The organism is Larkinella sp. C7, assembly GCF_006149005.1.
Lineage (GTDB): Bacteria > Bacteroidota > Bacteroidia > Cytophagales > Spirosomataceae > Larkinella.
Genome location: NZ_VBSL01000002.1, coordinates 490,230 through 504,140, shown reverse-complemented (window position 1 = coordinate 504,140; position 13,911 = coordinate 490,230). Strand labels below are relative to the sequence as shown.

General features: G+C 52.5%; 11 protein-coding genes. 5 read left to right on the top strand and 6 right to left on the bottom strand.

Translation table 11 applies throughout. The features are described from left to right. Window positions 1-14: 14 nt before the first annotated feature. The 4 genes from FH871_RS07240 to FH871_RS07225 all read left to right on the top strand — a co-directional run bounded on the left by FH871_RS07240 (window position 15) and on the right by FH871_RS07225 (window position 5,715). Window positions 15-1,667: a RagB/SusD family nutrient uptake outer membrane protein gene (locus tag FH871_RS07240; protein WP_138990760.1), complete on the top strand. Its 1,653-nt coding sequence runs from the start codon at window positions 15-17 to the stop codon at window positions 1,665-1,667. Between the two features lie 103 nt (window positions 1,668-1,770). Next, a complete protein-coding gene (locus tag FH871_RS07235; RefSeq protein ID WP_171062784.1) occupies window positions 1,771-2,718 on the top strand; it encodes a glycerophosphodiester phosphodiesterase family protein in 948 nt (315 codons plus the stop codon). Between the two features lies 1 nt (window position 2,719). Beyond that, window positions 2,720-4,135, top strand: a complete 1,416-nt coding sequence (locus FH871_RS07230) for an arylsulfatase (RefSeq protein ID WP_138990758.1) — start codon at window positions 2,720-2,722, stop codon at window positions 4,133-4,135. Window positions 4,136-4,203: 68 nt separating this feature from the next. After that, window positions 4,204-5,715, top strand: coding sequence for an arylsulfatase (locus FH871_RS07225; RefSeq protein WP_138990757.1), 1,512 nt, complete (start codon window positions 4,204-4,206; stop codon window positions 5,713-5,715). Between the two features lie 2 nt (window positions 5,716-5,717). Here FH871_RS07225 and FH871_RS07220 read toward each other — a convergent pair whose 3' ends face one another. The 3 genes from FH871_RS07220 to FH871_RS07210 all read right to left on the bottom strand — a co-directional run bounded on the left by FH871_RS07220 (window position 5,718) and on the right by FH871_RS07210 (window position 8,603). Beyond that, entirely contained in the window at window positions 5,718-6,992 is a 1,275-nt protein-coding gene (locus tag FH871_RS07220) for an amidohydrolase family protein (protein WP_138990756.1), read from the bottom strand. Between the two features lie 107 nt (window positions 6,993-7,099). Then, complete coding sequence (locus FH871_RS07215; protein WP_138990755.1) at window positions 7,100-7,693, bottom strand: TetR/AcrR family transcriptional regulator; 594 nt, start codon at window positions 7,691-7,693, stop codon at window positions 7,100-7,102. Between the two features lie 172 nt (window positions 7,694-7,865). Beyond that, window positions 7,866-8,603 (bottom strand): class I SAM-dependent methyltransferase, encoded by a 738-nt coding sequence (locus FH871_RS07210; RefSeq protein WP_138990754.1) that lies wholly within the window; start codon window positions 8,601-8,603, stop codon window positions 7,866-7,868. Between the two features lie 121 nt (window positions 8,604-8,724). Here FH871_RS07210 and FH871_RS07205 point away from each other — a divergent pair, with 121 nt between their 5' ends. Further along, window positions 8,725-9,645, top strand: a complete 921-nt coding sequence (locus FH871_RS07205; RefSeq protein ID WP_138990753.1) for an ROK family protein — start codon at window positions 8,725-8,727, stop codon at window positions 9,643-9,645. Window positions 9,646-9,729: 84 nt separating this feature from the next. Here the strand turns inward: FH871_RS07205 and FH871_RS07200 are convergent, their stop codons facing one another. From FH871_RS07200 to FH871_RS07190, 3 genes are all read right to left on the bottom strand, one after another. Further along, window positions 9,730-12,300, bottom strand: a complete 2,571-nt coding sequence (locus FH871_RS07200; RefSeq protein WP_138990751.1) for a TonB-dependent receptor — start codon at window positions 12,298-12,300, stop codon at window positions 9,730-9,732. A 350-nt stretch (window positions 12,301-12,650) separates the two neighbouring features. Further along, window positions 12,651-13,277: a hypothetical protein gene (locus FH871_RS07195; protein ID WP_138990750.1), complete on the bottom strand. Its 627-nt coding sequence runs from the start codon at window positions 13,275-13,277 to the stop codon at window positions 12,651-12,653. A gap of 11 nt (window positions 13,278-13,288) precedes the next feature. After that, window positions 13,289-13,777: an RNA polymerase sigma factor gene (locus FH871_RS07190; RefSeq protein WP_138990748.1), complete on the bottom strand. Its 489-nt coding sequence runs from the start codon at window positions 13,775-13,777 to the stop codon at window positions 13,289-13,291. Window positions 13,778-13,911: the final 134 nt, after the last annotated feature.

The following is a 13,911-nucleotide window of genomic DNA, read 5'->3' as shown; positions in this document are numbered from 1 at the left end:
TTGCCTAATCAATCATGAAAAAAATACTGATTTCCTGCTTTGTCCTCCTCAGTTGCCTGTCGTGCAGCGACCAGACGGTGGAGGTGATGCCGACCGACCAACTGACGAACGAAACGGTTTGGAGCACGCCCCAAAATGCCAGTCTGTTTTTGAATGACGTCTATAATTCGCTGAATGCCGGGCCCTGGTCGTCGGTCTTCACCAACGTGCCCACCGAAGTCAGCAACGATCCGCTGGACAACTATTCCGATAATTCGGTGAATGGAAACCTGGCCGGTATTCCGTCGTACACGTTGTTTGCCAACAATACCTACGGCCCGAACGCGCAGATTTTTGGCCCGCAGTGGAGCCGGATGTACGCCAACATCCGCAAGTGCAACCTGTTTCTCGAAAAAGTAGCGGTTTCATCGTTCGATGAGACTACCAAGAAGTCGATGCTGGCGCAGGCCCGGTTTTTACGGGCGTATTTTTACACGTCTTTGATCAATCTCTACGGCGGGGTTCCGCTGATCACGAAAGTCCTGAACCGGAATGCGGAGGAGGATATCAATTATCCGCGAAACACCTACGCCGAATGCGTCACGTTTGTTCAGGAAGAATGTGCCAAAGCGGCCGCCGATTTGCCCACCACCGTTGCCGGTGTGGATGTGGGGCGGGTTACGAAAGGAGCGGCCCTGGCCTTGAAAGGTGAACTGGAACTCTACGCAGGCAAATGGGCGGATGCCGCTGCCACCAACCAGCAGATTATGCAACTGAATGTCTATGAGCTGTTTGCGGATTACGGCGGGTTGTTTTATTCGGCCAATGAGAACAACAAAGAGGTGATTTTCGATGTGCAGTATGCGCCGAACATCAAAGGCCACGCCCGCGATACGTACTGGGGCGTAACGATGCTGACAAACGGTTTGGGCTGGGGTAGTGTCAACCCGACGCAGAATCTGGTGGATGATTACGAGTTTCTGGATGGCAAAACGGCCGCCGAGGGTTCGGCTCAGTACGATCCGAAAAATCCGTATGCCAACCGGGACAAGCGGTTTGCGGCCTCCATCCTGTTCGACGGAACGCCCTGGATTGGCGGACAGGTGATTTACACCCGGCTGGGGATCGCGAATAACAACAATGCCTTCGATGCGTCGGGCTCGGGCGGAAAAAACCGGACGGGTTATTTCCTGAAAAAGCTCCTCGATCCGGCCGTCATGCCCAGTCGGGATAACCTTAATAATGCCACGGGCGGTTCCAATTCCATCGTGTTCCGCTACGCCGAGGTGCTTTTGAATTACGCCGAAGCGAAAAACGAACTGTCGGGGCCGGATCAGACGGTGTATGATGCAATGAATAAAATCCGTACCCGTGCCGGCTTGCCAAACCTACCCACGGGCCTGAGTCAGGAGCAGATGCGCCAGCGAATCCGTCGGGAACGACGGGTGGAACTGGCATTCGAAGGCAAGCGACTATTCGATTTGTGGCGGTGGCGGATTGCCCCCGATGTGTTCAGCAAACCGCTGAAAGCCATGAAAATTTCGACGGTGAATGGGGCACTGACGTATGAAGTCGTGAATGTGGGTGGTGGCACGATCAAGTTTGATCCGGCCAAAAATTACCTGATGCCGATTCCGCAGGCGGTGATCGACCAGAACCCGAAAATTGTCCAAAATCCGGGGTATTGAGGTTTTTGTAGAGTAAAGACCAGAGAAGTGAGACGCTAGACGAATGGTATTCTATTGTCTGGTTTCTCTGGTCTATCATCTTTCTTCATTCCAAATTCCTGCCATGAGATATTCTGCTTTTTTCCTGTTACTAATTCTGACCGCCGGGTTATGTGGTTTTTCACTGATTGATCCGGCACCCGGTTTTCATACGATCCGGGCAAAAAACAGTGCGGATTTAAAGACCTTCTTTGCCTATTCGCCCGACCGGCTGCCGTTTGTCAGCGCCCACCGGGGCGGTGCGCGAAAGGGCTTTCCGGAAAACTGCCTGCCCACGTTTGAAAATACGCTCAAGCAGGTGCACGCCATTCTGGAAATCGATCCGCATTACACCAAAGACAGCGCCATCGTGCTTATGCACGACGCCACCCTCGACCGCACCAGCACCGGCCACGGCAAGGTTGCGGACTTCACCCTGAGCGAACTGAGAAGTCTGAAACTGAAAGATACCGAAGGCCATGTGACACCCTACGCGATGCCGACGCTCGACGAAGCGCTGGAATGGGCGAAAGGCAAAACCGTCTTGGTGCTGGACATGAAGGACGTTCCGATAGAAGCCCGGGTTCGGAAAATTGTGGAACACCGGGCCGAAGCCAATGCGATTGTAATGGCGTACAGCAACGAAGACGCGGTAAAATGTTACCAACTGAATCAATCGATTCTGATGGAAGTGATGCTGGGGACGATGGAGAAAGTCCGGGAGTTCGACAAAACGGGGGTGCCCTGGCAAAACGTCGTCGTTTTTGTGAGCCACACGCTGGGAAAAGACCCGGAACTGTTCCGGGAAATTCACAAACGAGGGGCGATGTGTATGGTGGGAAGTTCGCGCAATTACGACATTCAGTATACCAAAGGCACGATCAAAATCGCCGACGAACTGACGAAAGGCTACCTCGGCATCATCGACAGCGGAGCGGATATTATCGAAGCCGACCTCGCCATCGAAGCCGGCATGGCCCTGAAACCGTTGCAAACCGCTCGTTCTTCTTCCAAAGCGTCTTTTTTCAACTAATATGAAACGTCTGAAACGCTATTCGCTGGTGGCTTTGGGGGCGGTTTTGCCGTTGCTGGTTTTTCTTTCCTTGACACCCACCGAAAAAAAAGCCCCGAAGAAACCGAACATCATTCTGATCGTGGCCGATGATTTGGGCTACGGCGATGTGGGATTCAATGGGCAAACCAAAATCAAAACACCGAACCTCGACCGGCTGGCTACGGAGGGCATGAACTTTCGACAGCAGTATTGCGGCACCTCCGTTTGCGGACCGTCGCGGGCGGCTTTGATGACCGGTATTCACACCGCCCACGCCACCGTGCGCGAACTCTCGGAATGGAGCCTGACCGGAAAACCGGCCAATCTGATTCCGACGGATGTGACGGTGGCCGAGGAGTTGAAGCGGGCGGGCTACCAAACCGGCATTATCGGCAAATGGGGGCTGGACGAAGGCGGCACAACGGGCCATGCGCTGGATCAGGGGTTCGACGTTTTTTACGGTTTCAAAACCCACCGCGAAGCGCACCATTATTACCCCGAATACATTTGGCAAAACCGGGAAAAAGTGCTGTTGCCGGACAACGACTGTGCGAAAAAAGTCGGAACGTATTCAAACGACTCGTTTGCGAGTCAGGCACTAAGTTTCATTCAGGATCACAAAAACGGGCCGTTTTTTCTGTACCTGCCGTTCACGCTGCCGCACAATGAGCTAACCGTACCCGACGATTCCAAAAAACCGTACCAGAATCTGGGCTGGCCCGAGCGACCCATGAAAGTGGCTCACTATCACCACGATCCCGACGGCAATCTTGCCTATGCCGGTATGGTGTCGCGGCTGGATCGCTACGTGGGACAGATCATGGCCGAACTGAAAAAGCAGAAGCTGGATGAGAATACGCTGGTCGTTTTTACGAGTGACAACGGTCCCGGTTTCGACAACGGTTTTTTCGACAGCAACGGCCCGTTTCGGGGTGGGAAACTGCAATTGTATGAAGGGGGTATTCGGGTGCCGTTTGTGGCCCGCTGGCCGGGGAAAATCAAAGCCGGGTCGGTGTCGGGTCATGCCTGCGCGTTCTGGGATTTTCTGCCAACAGCCTGCGAAGTAGCCGGGATTAAACCAACCGCCAAAATTGACGGAATTTCGTACCTGCCGACGCTGTTGGGAAAACCGAAAAACCAGCAGGTGCATAACGCTTTGTATTGGGAAATCAACGAGCGGGAGGGGCCGATTCAGGCCGTTGTGATGGGGCCGTGGAAAGGTATCAAGTTGTACGAAAAACCTTTTGAACTGTACAACCTGACTGATGACATTGCCGAGAAGACGAACCTGGCCGATCAACATCCGGAAATGGTGGCAAAAATGAAGGCTTTCATGACCGAAACCCGGACCGAGCACCCGGAATTTCCGCTGACAAAGCGCAAAGCGTTGTATTAAAACCGGGAATTCCCTACTTTGAGCGCGGCCGATGGTGCAATGCCTGACGTAATCAGCTTCCTAAACCGATGAAAAATAGATTTCTTTTCCTGTTTTGCAGTGTTCTCGTTTTTTCCGGACTGGCCGCTCATGCCCAGCAGAAACCCAACATCGTGTTGATTTATGCGGATGATCTGGGCTATGGCGATCTAAGTTGCTACGGCGCAACGAAAGTCAAAACACCGAACATCGACCGGGTTGCCGCCGAAGGGTTGCGGTTTACCAACGCACACGCGACATCGGCCACCTGCACTCCCTCGCGGTATTCGCTCCTGACCGGCCAATATGCCTGGCGAAAAACCGGAACGGGAATTGCCCCCGGTGATGCAGCCCTGCTGATTCCGACCAACCGCGTAACCTTGCCCGGGATGTTGCAGCGGGCGGGCTACCAGACGGGCGTGGTTGGCAAGTGGCACCTGGGCCTGGGACCCAAAGGCGGCCCGGACTGGAACGGTGACATCAAACCGGGACCGCTGGAAATCGGTTTCAACTACTCGTTTTTGCTGCCCGCTACGGGCGACCGCGTTCCCTGCGTATATGTGGAAAACCACCGCATTGTCGGACTAAACCCCAGCGATCCGGTTCAGGTGAGTTACAAAGATCCCATCGGAACCGAACCTACCGGCAGAGCCAATCCGGAACTGCTCAAGATGATGTATTCACACGGTCACGACCAGACGATCATCAACGGCGTCAGCCGGATTGGGTACATGAGCGGGGGCAAATCGGCGCGGTGGGTCGATGAAGAAATGGCGGATGTGTTGACCGGGAAAGTCAATCAGTTTATCGAAACGAATCAGAAAAGCCCGTTTTTTGTCTATTTCTCGACGCACGACATTCATGTACCCCGCATGCCGCACTCCCGGTTTGTTGGCAAAAGCGGTATGGGCCCACGGGGTGACGCCATTCTGCAACTGGATTATTGCGTGGGAGAAGTCATGAAAACCCTGGAGCGGCTGGGCCTGAAAGACCAGACTTTGGTGATTATCAGCAGCGATAACGGCCCGGTGGTGGACGATGGCTATCAGGATGAAGCCGTCACGAAACTGGGCGGGCACACCCCTGCGGGACCGTTGCGCGGGGGGAAATACAGCGCGTTCGATGCCGGAACGCGGGTGCCGTTCATCGTCCGCTGGCCGGGAAAGGTGAAGGCGGGAACCTCGGGTGCGCTGCTAAGCCAGGTCGATTTGCTGGCTTCGCTGGCGGTATTGACGGGCCAGAAAGTGGGTGAGGGAGAAGCCACCGACAGTTTCAATACCCTCAATGCCTTGCTTGGGAAAGACCCAAAAGGTCGCGATTACGTTATCGAACACGCGTTGAACAACACCCTTTCCATCGTGAAAGGGAACTGGAAATACATCGAACCGAGCCAGGGACCGGCGGTGCAGAAAAACACCAACACCGAATTGGGGAATCATCCTCATCCGCAACTGTATGACTTGAAGATGGACCTGAGAGAGACGAAAAACGTGGCCGGACAGAACCCGCAGGTCGTCGCCGAACTGACATCTTTGCTCAAGACGGTGAAGGAAGGGAAATGAAACTAAGGGTAGACTTTACCGTCTTTGATCACCATATCGATGGCGAAAAGGGCGGTTGAGAAATCGGTTTCCAGATCGCCTTTAAAAACCGTCAGATCCGCTTTCATCCCTTTTTTCAAGGTGCCGGTTTGATTCGAAATCCCCAACGCTTTGGCGGCATTCAGGGTGGCAAACTGGAGCACCGTCGGAACGGAGATTCCGGCTTCGGCGTAGGAAAGCAGCACATCGACCGAGCCTTTTCCGCGATCTATACCGGGGATGTCGTTGTAATAGTCAGAACCCGAGACGATGGGGACGCCGATGTTGACGGCCCGGTTGAGCCGGTCATGAAACCCTTTCAACGCACCGTTCAGATAATCTTCGCCTTCTTTGCCTTTCATGCCGACAGCCGCTACCCGCAGTTTGCCCTGTTCGCGGGAGACGTCGGTGGGCACCAGATAGGTTCCGCGTTTTGCCATGATCGACAAGGTGCTGTCCGACAGGGAATAGCCGTGTTCGATGCCATCCACACCCGCCAAAACCGCATCCCGCGCTGATTCGTCGTAGGTGGCGTGGGCGGTGACGGGAATTTTCTGTTGATGGGCGGTTTCCACAATGGCCTTTATTTCGTCGGGGGCCAGCACCCGGTTGTCGGTGTTCATGCAGACTTTGATCACGTCCACTCCCCGCCGGATGTGCGCCAGAACGGCGGCTCGGGCATCTTCGGCCCCTTTGATCACGCGGTATTCCTGGTTGATCAGGAAACTGTCGGCGGGAAACAAACGTCCAAACTGACCACCTGGCGGACTCAGAATCGGCCCGGAAACCACCAGGCGAGGGCTGGGCGTTTCGTCACGCTTGAGTTGTTCTTTCAGCCTGACATCCAGGAATTGCCCGGAATTGCCGACATCCCGCACGGTGGTAACCCCGGCCAGTAAATACGCTTTGGCAAAGCCCAATGCCTGTTTCATTCGCTCGTCGGTCGGAACTTTCGAAGCGACTTCCAGACCATCCTTCGTGATTTTCTGATTGATCAAAAGATGCGTATGGGCATCGATCAAACCGGGTGTAACCGTGCTGTTCCGAAGGTCAATCAACCGGGCTTTTTTCGGCTTTTTCAACCCCCTGCCCACCGCGACAATCCGATCCCCTTCAATGATAACATCCTGATTGATCAGAAAAACGTTTTTCTCGGAATCGTATAATTTACCGGCTTTGATGAAAAGGAACTGCCTGGATTTTTGAGCCTGCGAGGTAGTAAAAATGAAGAGAAATAAACAGGAAAATAGGCAGCGCATGCAGATTTCGGGTGGGTCGGTTAGGGAAAACAAAAACGAACGATGACCATCAGCCCGGCCGAAGCGGTGGGATCGTCATCGTTCATTGTCAGCTATTTAGGATTAATTTAGCGCAGCCCGCGGACAAACCGGCGAATCGAGTCGCGGTACACCTGCTCGGACTGTTCCAGCGGCTGGCGATCCCGGAGCATCATGGCCAGGGTGATCATGCCGTGCGACAACGACCACCACTCGAAATACAATTTTTGAATGCTCTCTTTCGATTTGGGAATGAAAGAAAAGATAATTTCCCGAATAATATTGCTGATGTCCTCCATCTCGATGGAATCGCAAACGGGAATGGTACAATAGGCCCCGTTCAAATTATACATGACCTGGTAAATCTCGGGCTGATCCAGGGAAAACTGCCACTGGGCCACCGACATTTCAAACAGGCGTTTTTCCGGGTCACGGTATACTTTTTTTATGCGGTCGTACTCCAATCGTAAGTGACGAAATCCTTCGTTTCGGATTTCGTCGAGCAGTATATCCTTGCTATCGAAATATTCATAGACAATCGGGGCACTGTAGTCGATTGCATCGGCAATCTTACGGATCGAAACGGCTTGCCAACCTTCCCGGCGAGCGATGTCCTTAGCGGTCAAAACAATTCCGGCGCGGGTTTGCTCCCGGCTGCGTTGCTTGCGCTCAAGTGTCTCCATACGGTTTACATCAAGTTAACAGTGTTAAATCGGCGTTAAACTACACATTACTAGGCAAACGATCTAACACTGGCTCAATTATTCTTCCAAATATTCAATTCTTGCAATAAATAGTCTAGTTAATCGTTTCGCGGTCAGGAATTTATGGCTGAAAATAGCTTTATTCATCACTTTATAATTTTCTGTGGGCCACCAGCAGAAGCCGTTCGTCGCCCAGCAAAAAATCGGAACCATCCAGATTACCAAGTAGTTCGGTGATGGTTAGCCCGGCTTTCTGGAAGAGACGATGCAATTCGGCCACGGTATAAATGTAATGCCGGGACTTTCGGCGTTGAGTCTGGCCGTTCCGCAGATAGGTCAGGTGAGCCGTAATGCAACTCTCGCGGGCGTCGTATTCATTTTCCATCAAAAATGTAATATCGCCGATCTGCATCCAGCTTCGTTCCTCAAAATCGGGCAAGACCGACTCGGCAATCATGGCCGTGTCGGCCACAAACCGCCCGCCCACCGGTAATAATCCGGCTATTTTTTGCAAAAAAAACAGCATTTGGTCGTGCGGGAAAAAGCTAAAACTATTGCCCAGACAGTAAGCGGCTTTAAAAACACCCTCGATTGGAAGCGTCATAAAATCGCCGGCGATGGTTTCTATGGCCAGTTTTTGCCGTTTGGCATTCGTCCGGAGTTCGCCGATGGATTCAGTTGAAATGTCAACACCCGTGACGGAATAGCCCATCCGGGCGAGTTCAAGCGCATGACGGCCGTGACCACAGAAAATATCGAGTACACGCCCACCGGGTTGCACATCCAGTGTATCGTGCAGAAAATCGCACTCCAGTTCCGTTTGCTCGTCGGTTTGACCGGCTTTCCAGGCTTCCTGCACCAGTCCGTAGAAAAAATTCTCGTACCACATAGGGGAGTTAAGAATGAAGAGTTATGAGTTAAAAGTAGAGTGCGGCAGCCAATTCTTAACTCATCACTCTTAACTTTTAATTCTTTTATCGTAATTCGCGAAGAATAATTCTTAAATCTCCATGCAAACCTATTGGGGTATCGACCTGGGCGGTACCAAAATTGAAGGAGTCGTGCTGTCGGCACCCTCCCCCGATGCCGTTGTGATTCGGAAACGCATCGATACGGAAGCGGATAAAGGCTATCAACACATTGTCAATCAGATCGCCAGCCTTGTAAAGGTATTAAAAGCCGAAACCGGTTACCAACCCGATCACATCGGCATCGGAACGCCCGGAACCTTCGACCCGGCCCGGCACGTCATGAAAGGCTGCAACACCACCTGCCTCAACGGCATGCCACTGCCCCAGGAACTGGAGAAAGTGCTGGGCATTCCGGTGAGCATTGCCAATGACGCCAACTGCTTTGCCCTCGCGGAAGCCACGCTGGGCGCGGTGCCGGAAATCGTGCCGGACTACCGGGCGGTTTTTGGCGTCATCATGGGAACGGGCGTTGGTGGCGGGGTCGTTTTTCGCGGAAAAGACGGCCAGCCTTTTGTTCAGAACGGTTTGCAGGGCATCGGGGGCGAATGGGGCCACATTACGCTGGAAGAAAATGGCTACCCCTGTTACTGCGGTAAACGCGGCTGCAACGAGCAGGTGTTCTCCGGTCCGGCACTGCAACGGTATTACGGCGACATCAGTGGCGAAAAGCGGAACATGAAAGAGATCGTTAGCCGACATCTGGCGGGCATCGATCCCTACGCGTCGCAAACCATCGACCGGCTTCTGGAAAACTTCGGGAAAGCGATTTCGGTCATTATCAACGTGCTGGATCCCGATGCCATTGTGCTGGGTGGGGGCGTTGGCAACATCGACCTGTTGTATACCGAGGGCGTCGAACGGGCCAAAAAATACGTCTTCAACGAAGGCCGTCTCAGCACCCATTTTCTGAAACCCAAACTGGGCGACAGCGCGGGTGTTTTTGGCGCAGCGATGTTATAGTTAAGAGTTGTGAGTTAAGAATGAAGAGTTGATCAGCTAACCGCTTGGGCTGCAAACTCTTCATTCTTAACTCATAACTCTTAATTATTTCTGTTTGGCTGCTCCACCGGCAGGCTGTCCACCGCCATCACCGCCGTCTTTTACGTCGTCGTTGTTGACGGATTTTTTCCGGCGCTGGGGTTGGTCGAAGCTCATTTTTCCGATCCGGTAGCTGAACGTCAACCGAATACCGCGGTTATAGAAGTAGTTGATGTTGCTCTGCTGGAAAGTCGGTGAGCTAAGTTCCGTCCGCATTTTGAACGGATTGGTCAGGAAGTTTTCACCCGCCAGACCCAGACTGCCCTTCGTCTGGCCCTTGTCGTCTTTGATGTCCTTCTTGATTCCCAGGCTGTAGAAAGCGAAACCGGTCTGATAGCCCTGCAACTGCACACTCCGGCCCTGAACGAAGCCAAAACCCTGCACACCCCAGCCCTTTTTCAGGCTCAAACTCGTAAACATCCGGCCCGTCACCACAACCCCGGAATTGCTCGCATTGAGCGATGGTGTGGGGCTGTTGTTGGTGATGTACGAATAATAGGCGTCGGCACCGCCCCCGATCTGCCATTTCGAAAACAGGCTGATGTTCCCGAATACGTTGGCACCGTAGTTCTCTTTGTGGCCAATATTCTGGTAGGTCGTCGTAATCACCCCGTCCTGGCTCGTGGTCCGAACGCTCTCGATGGAATTGTCGGTCCGGCGGGCAAAAAACGAAAAGTTCAGGTACGTTTTCTTGATGTATGCACTGGTGCTCAGTTCAACATTGTCGGTCAGTTCCGGTTCCAGATACGGGTTTCCAAAGGTGATGTTCTGCGGGTTGGCCGCGTTGATGTTCGGGTTCAGGAATTGAATACCGGGCCGTTGCAACCGCCGGTTGTACGCAAGTTTAACGGTTTTTCCGCCTTTGAGTGATTTCGAGATGTTGATGCTCGGCACCAGATTGCCGTAGCTCGGAATGTCGATGGATTGCCCCGGGATTTCGGAGCGGAAATTCGCATTGATCATCGTGTATTCATACCGCGCACCGGCCTTGATCGTATACTTCGTTTTCGACGTGTAGGTGTACGAAAAATACGTAGCAGCTACATTCTGGTCATAATCCAGACCGTTGTTGGGGCGGGTAGGATTCTGGGTGTATTCACCGGTTGGGCCGGTCGAAATAAAGTATTTATAGTCGCTGTCCACTTGCCGGAAGATGCCTTTCCCCCCAAATTCCACCAACTGATTGGCTTTGACGGGGGTTTGGTAGTCGATCTGAATCGTGGATTCCTGGTTGTAGCTCAGGTTGTCGTTCCGGTCGCGGCCCGTAATGTCTGACGAACTGCCGAAGAGGTCGGCTTCGTAATCGTTCGTGCGGTTGTTGCGGCTGAACTGGGTCAGAATGCTGAATTCCTGCTGCGGTTTTTTGAAGGTCTTTGTATAATCAACGTTCAGATCGACGGTTCCCGACAGGTTTTTGATGTCGACATCACGCCGGGTAGTTTGTCCGGGAATGATGCCGCCCGGAAAGAAAACCGTAGCCAGATTCTGTGACGTTTTGCCGTTTTGGGCACCATACCGTAACGATGCCGTAATGCTCTGGTTCTTCGCAATGTCGTAGTCGAAACCGAGCTGGTAGTTGCCAAAAATGAACTGGTTTTTCGTATCGGCGATCTGGCGGGTTTCGGTGGTTACGCCATCGAAGAAGCTGCGTTGCGTGTTCTCAAAACCGCCTTTGATGTTGTAGTTGGCGCGGCCAAAACCGCCCAGCGAGAAGCCCATTTTTCCGGCCCGGTAATTTCCGTTCAGACCCAGGTTGGAGCCCCGGTTTCCGACACCCGCGTCCATGTTCAGGGTCAGTCCCTGCAAGGTATTTTTCTTCGTAATGATGTTGATGATACCGGCCGACCCTTCCGCGTCGTATTTGGCCGACGGCGACGTAATGACTTCCACCGACTTGATCATATCTGCCGGAATCTGCTTGAGCGCATCGGCCACGCTGGCGGCCACAATCGTCGACGGTTTATTGTTGATCAAAACCCGGACGTTGCTGCTCCCGCGCAGGGTCACGTTGCCATCCAGATCGACCGACAGCATCGGCACTTTCCGCATCACTTCCGACGCGTCACCGCCCTTGTTGGTAATGTCTTTTTCGGCGTTATACACCAGCCGGTCTACTTTTTCCTCCACGATCTGCGTTTGGCCGACCACATTCACCTCCTGCAAGGTCTTCACATCCGGGGCCAGTGCCACATTGCCGATGTTGATGTCTGACCCGCGTTCGATTTTCAGCTTACTGGTTTCCTTGTTTTTGTAGCCCAGAAATGAAACCTGCAGCCGGTATTCGCCCGGCAAGAGTTTCGTGAGCGAAAATTTGCCTTTCTCATCACTGGTGGTTCCATCGATGGGCTTTCCGGTTTGCACGCTCAGCAGGGCAATGGTGGCAAATTCGACCGGTTTGTTCGTCGTAGAGTCGATCAGGACGCCAGAAATTTTACCGTTGCCGCGCGGGGCGTCGGGATTGACCGTTCCGGGAATCACCGGAGCCGGACGGGCGCCCCCCTGCGGATTGCCAGCGGGAGGCTGAGCAAAGGAGAGTGTGGAGCATAAAATAATACCAAAAAGTATAAACTTTTTCATAATTCTGGGAATGTAGTCTATTGGAAGCGGAAATAGCGGGGTCAAATAGAATTATACAAAGATATTGCGAACTTCAATCCATAAGACAACCGGGTTGACGGTTGTTTGCCTGAAAATGTGGAACGGTAAAATCAAGCCTGCGGATGGTACGGAAAATGGATGAATGGATCGGGTGTGATTTCGTCAAAATCACACTCAAAAGTATGGCAAAGTAGAGGGTTTTGGGCCAGCTATTCGATGAATGGCCGTTTTTTGGGGATAAACACCGTGTATTTTGGTGTAGGGTAAATGCGGGAATCCGGCGTCTGGGTTGGACGGATTCCTGGCCGGACGAGTGGGAGGGAAATCCGTTAAGAAATGGCTTTCAGTTGATCCAGTTCCTGAATATTTTCCGTCAATTCCTTACCGAGCCGGTCTTCAAAAACAGCAAATACCCAGCGGGCGAGTGCGTACAGAACCAGAATCAACAGCATCTCTCCACCCAGCATCAGCATGACTTTTGTCGTTCCGTAGGTTTCAAATTTCCGGGCTACCATCGATACGCCAAACAGAAAACCGGACATCATGCACAGAAGCCAGACTCGGGCTAACGCTGCCCGGGTTTTTTGGTGCCACTGCAAAACCGTCGTCAGGCTGTCGTAGAGATTCTGCTGGCTGAGCGACACCCGGCTGAGGTGGCGGTAATTTTTTACAATGACGGCGATGGCAAAGAGGGCTAATCCCATGTACAACACGGAAGGAATGTAGAAATACCAGCTTGTATAGTCGAACGCATTCCCGGCAATGGCGGCTGCGAAGAAGATCACGACGGCCGTCATGAGGAGACCGGCACCGGTCAGGTTCCGCTCCATTTTTGCCAGCACACTTTTCGAGCGGTCCTTGATCATCATGAACACCACACGTTCGCTTAATTTCTGGCTGGCCAGCATCTTTTCGTCGTAGCCTTTCCAGGTTGATTTCAATTCATCTAAATTCATGGTCTTGGTAATTAACGGGTTATCGATTTAATGAGTGTTTCCAGTTTGGTTTTGATGCGGTTTAATTTGACGCCTACGTTGGATTTGGAGATACCCAGGATTGAGGCCATTTCGTCGTAACTTCTGTCATCCAGGTAGAGCGAGATGACGGCTTTTTCGACGGGTGAAAGCTGTTCGATGGACGCGTAAAGCAGGCTGATTTCTTCTTCGGCAATGTCTTCCTTTAAATCAGGAATCTGGAAATCCAGATCAGAGAACGAAACGGGTTGCGGTTTGCCAGACTTCTTCCGGAAATTTGAAATGGCGGTGTTCAGCGCAATCCGGTACATCCAGGTCGTCACCGCCGATTCGTTTTTGAAAGTTGGAAAGGCTTTCCAGAGCTGGAGGACGATCTCCTGAAAAAGGTCATTCCGGTCCTCTCGATCTTTGCAGTACAGCGAACAGACTTTGTAGAGAATACCGGGGTGCCGGTTCAACAGGCTGACAAATTCCTTTTCCATCGGGATTGCATCGTTAGGCTTTCACGGTATTAGTCGCGGGAGGATGAGGTTTATTACAGTGGTAGTGAAAAAGAAGAAAATAAACTAAAAAGAGCGGTCGCGGTTTATTCAACTCGTACTGGGTTCAGTTCCCT

Excerpts from the sequence above, each read along its gene's own strand:
- FH871_RS07230 (WP_138990758.1), top strand. The coding sequence starts at position 2,720 with ATGAAACGTCTGAAACGCTATTCGCTGGTGGCTTTGGGGGCGGTTTTG.
- FH871_RS07240 (WP_138990760.1), top strand. The coding sequence starts at position 15 with ATGAAAAAAATACTGATTTCCTGCTTTGTCCTCCTCAGTTGCCTGTCG.
- FH871_RS07235 (WP_171062784.1), top strand. The coding sequence starts at position 1,771 with ATGAGATATTCTGCTTTTTTCCTGTTACTAATTCTGACCGCCGGGTTA.
- FH871_RS07225 (WP_138990757.1), top strand. The coding sequence starts at position 4,204 with ATGAAAAATAGATTTCTTTTCCTGTTTTGCAGTGTTCTCGTTTTTTCC.
- FH871_RS07190 (WP_138990748.1), bottom strand. The coding sequence starts at position 13,777 with ATGGAAAAGGAATTTGTCAGCCTGTTGAACCGGCACCCCGGTATTCTC.
- FH871_RS07220 (WP_138990756.1), bottom strand. The coding sequence starts at position 6,992 with ATGCGCTGCCTATTTTCCTGTTTATTTCTCTTCATTTTTACTACCTCG.
- FH871_RS07215 (WP_138990755.1), bottom strand. The coding sequence starts at position 7,693 with ATGGAGACACTTGAGCGCAAGCAACGCAGCCGGGAGCAAACCCGCGCC.
- FH871_RS07210 (WP_138990754.1), bottom strand. The coding sequence starts at position 8,603 with ATGTGGTACGAGAATTTTTTCTACGGACTGGTGCAGGAAGCCTGGAAA.
- FH871_RS07200 (WP_138990751.1), bottom strand. The coding sequence starts at position 12,300 with ATGAAAAAGTTTATACTTTTTGGTATTATTTTATGCTCCACACTCTCC.
- FH871_RS07195 (WP_138990750.1), bottom strand. The coding sequence starts at position 13,277 with ATGAATTTAGATGAATTGAAATCAACCTGGAAAGGCTACGACGAAAAG.
- FH871_RS07205 (WP_138990753.1), top strand. The coding sequence starts at position 8,725 with ATGCAAACCTATTGGGGTATCGACCTGGGCGGTACCAAAATTGAAGGA.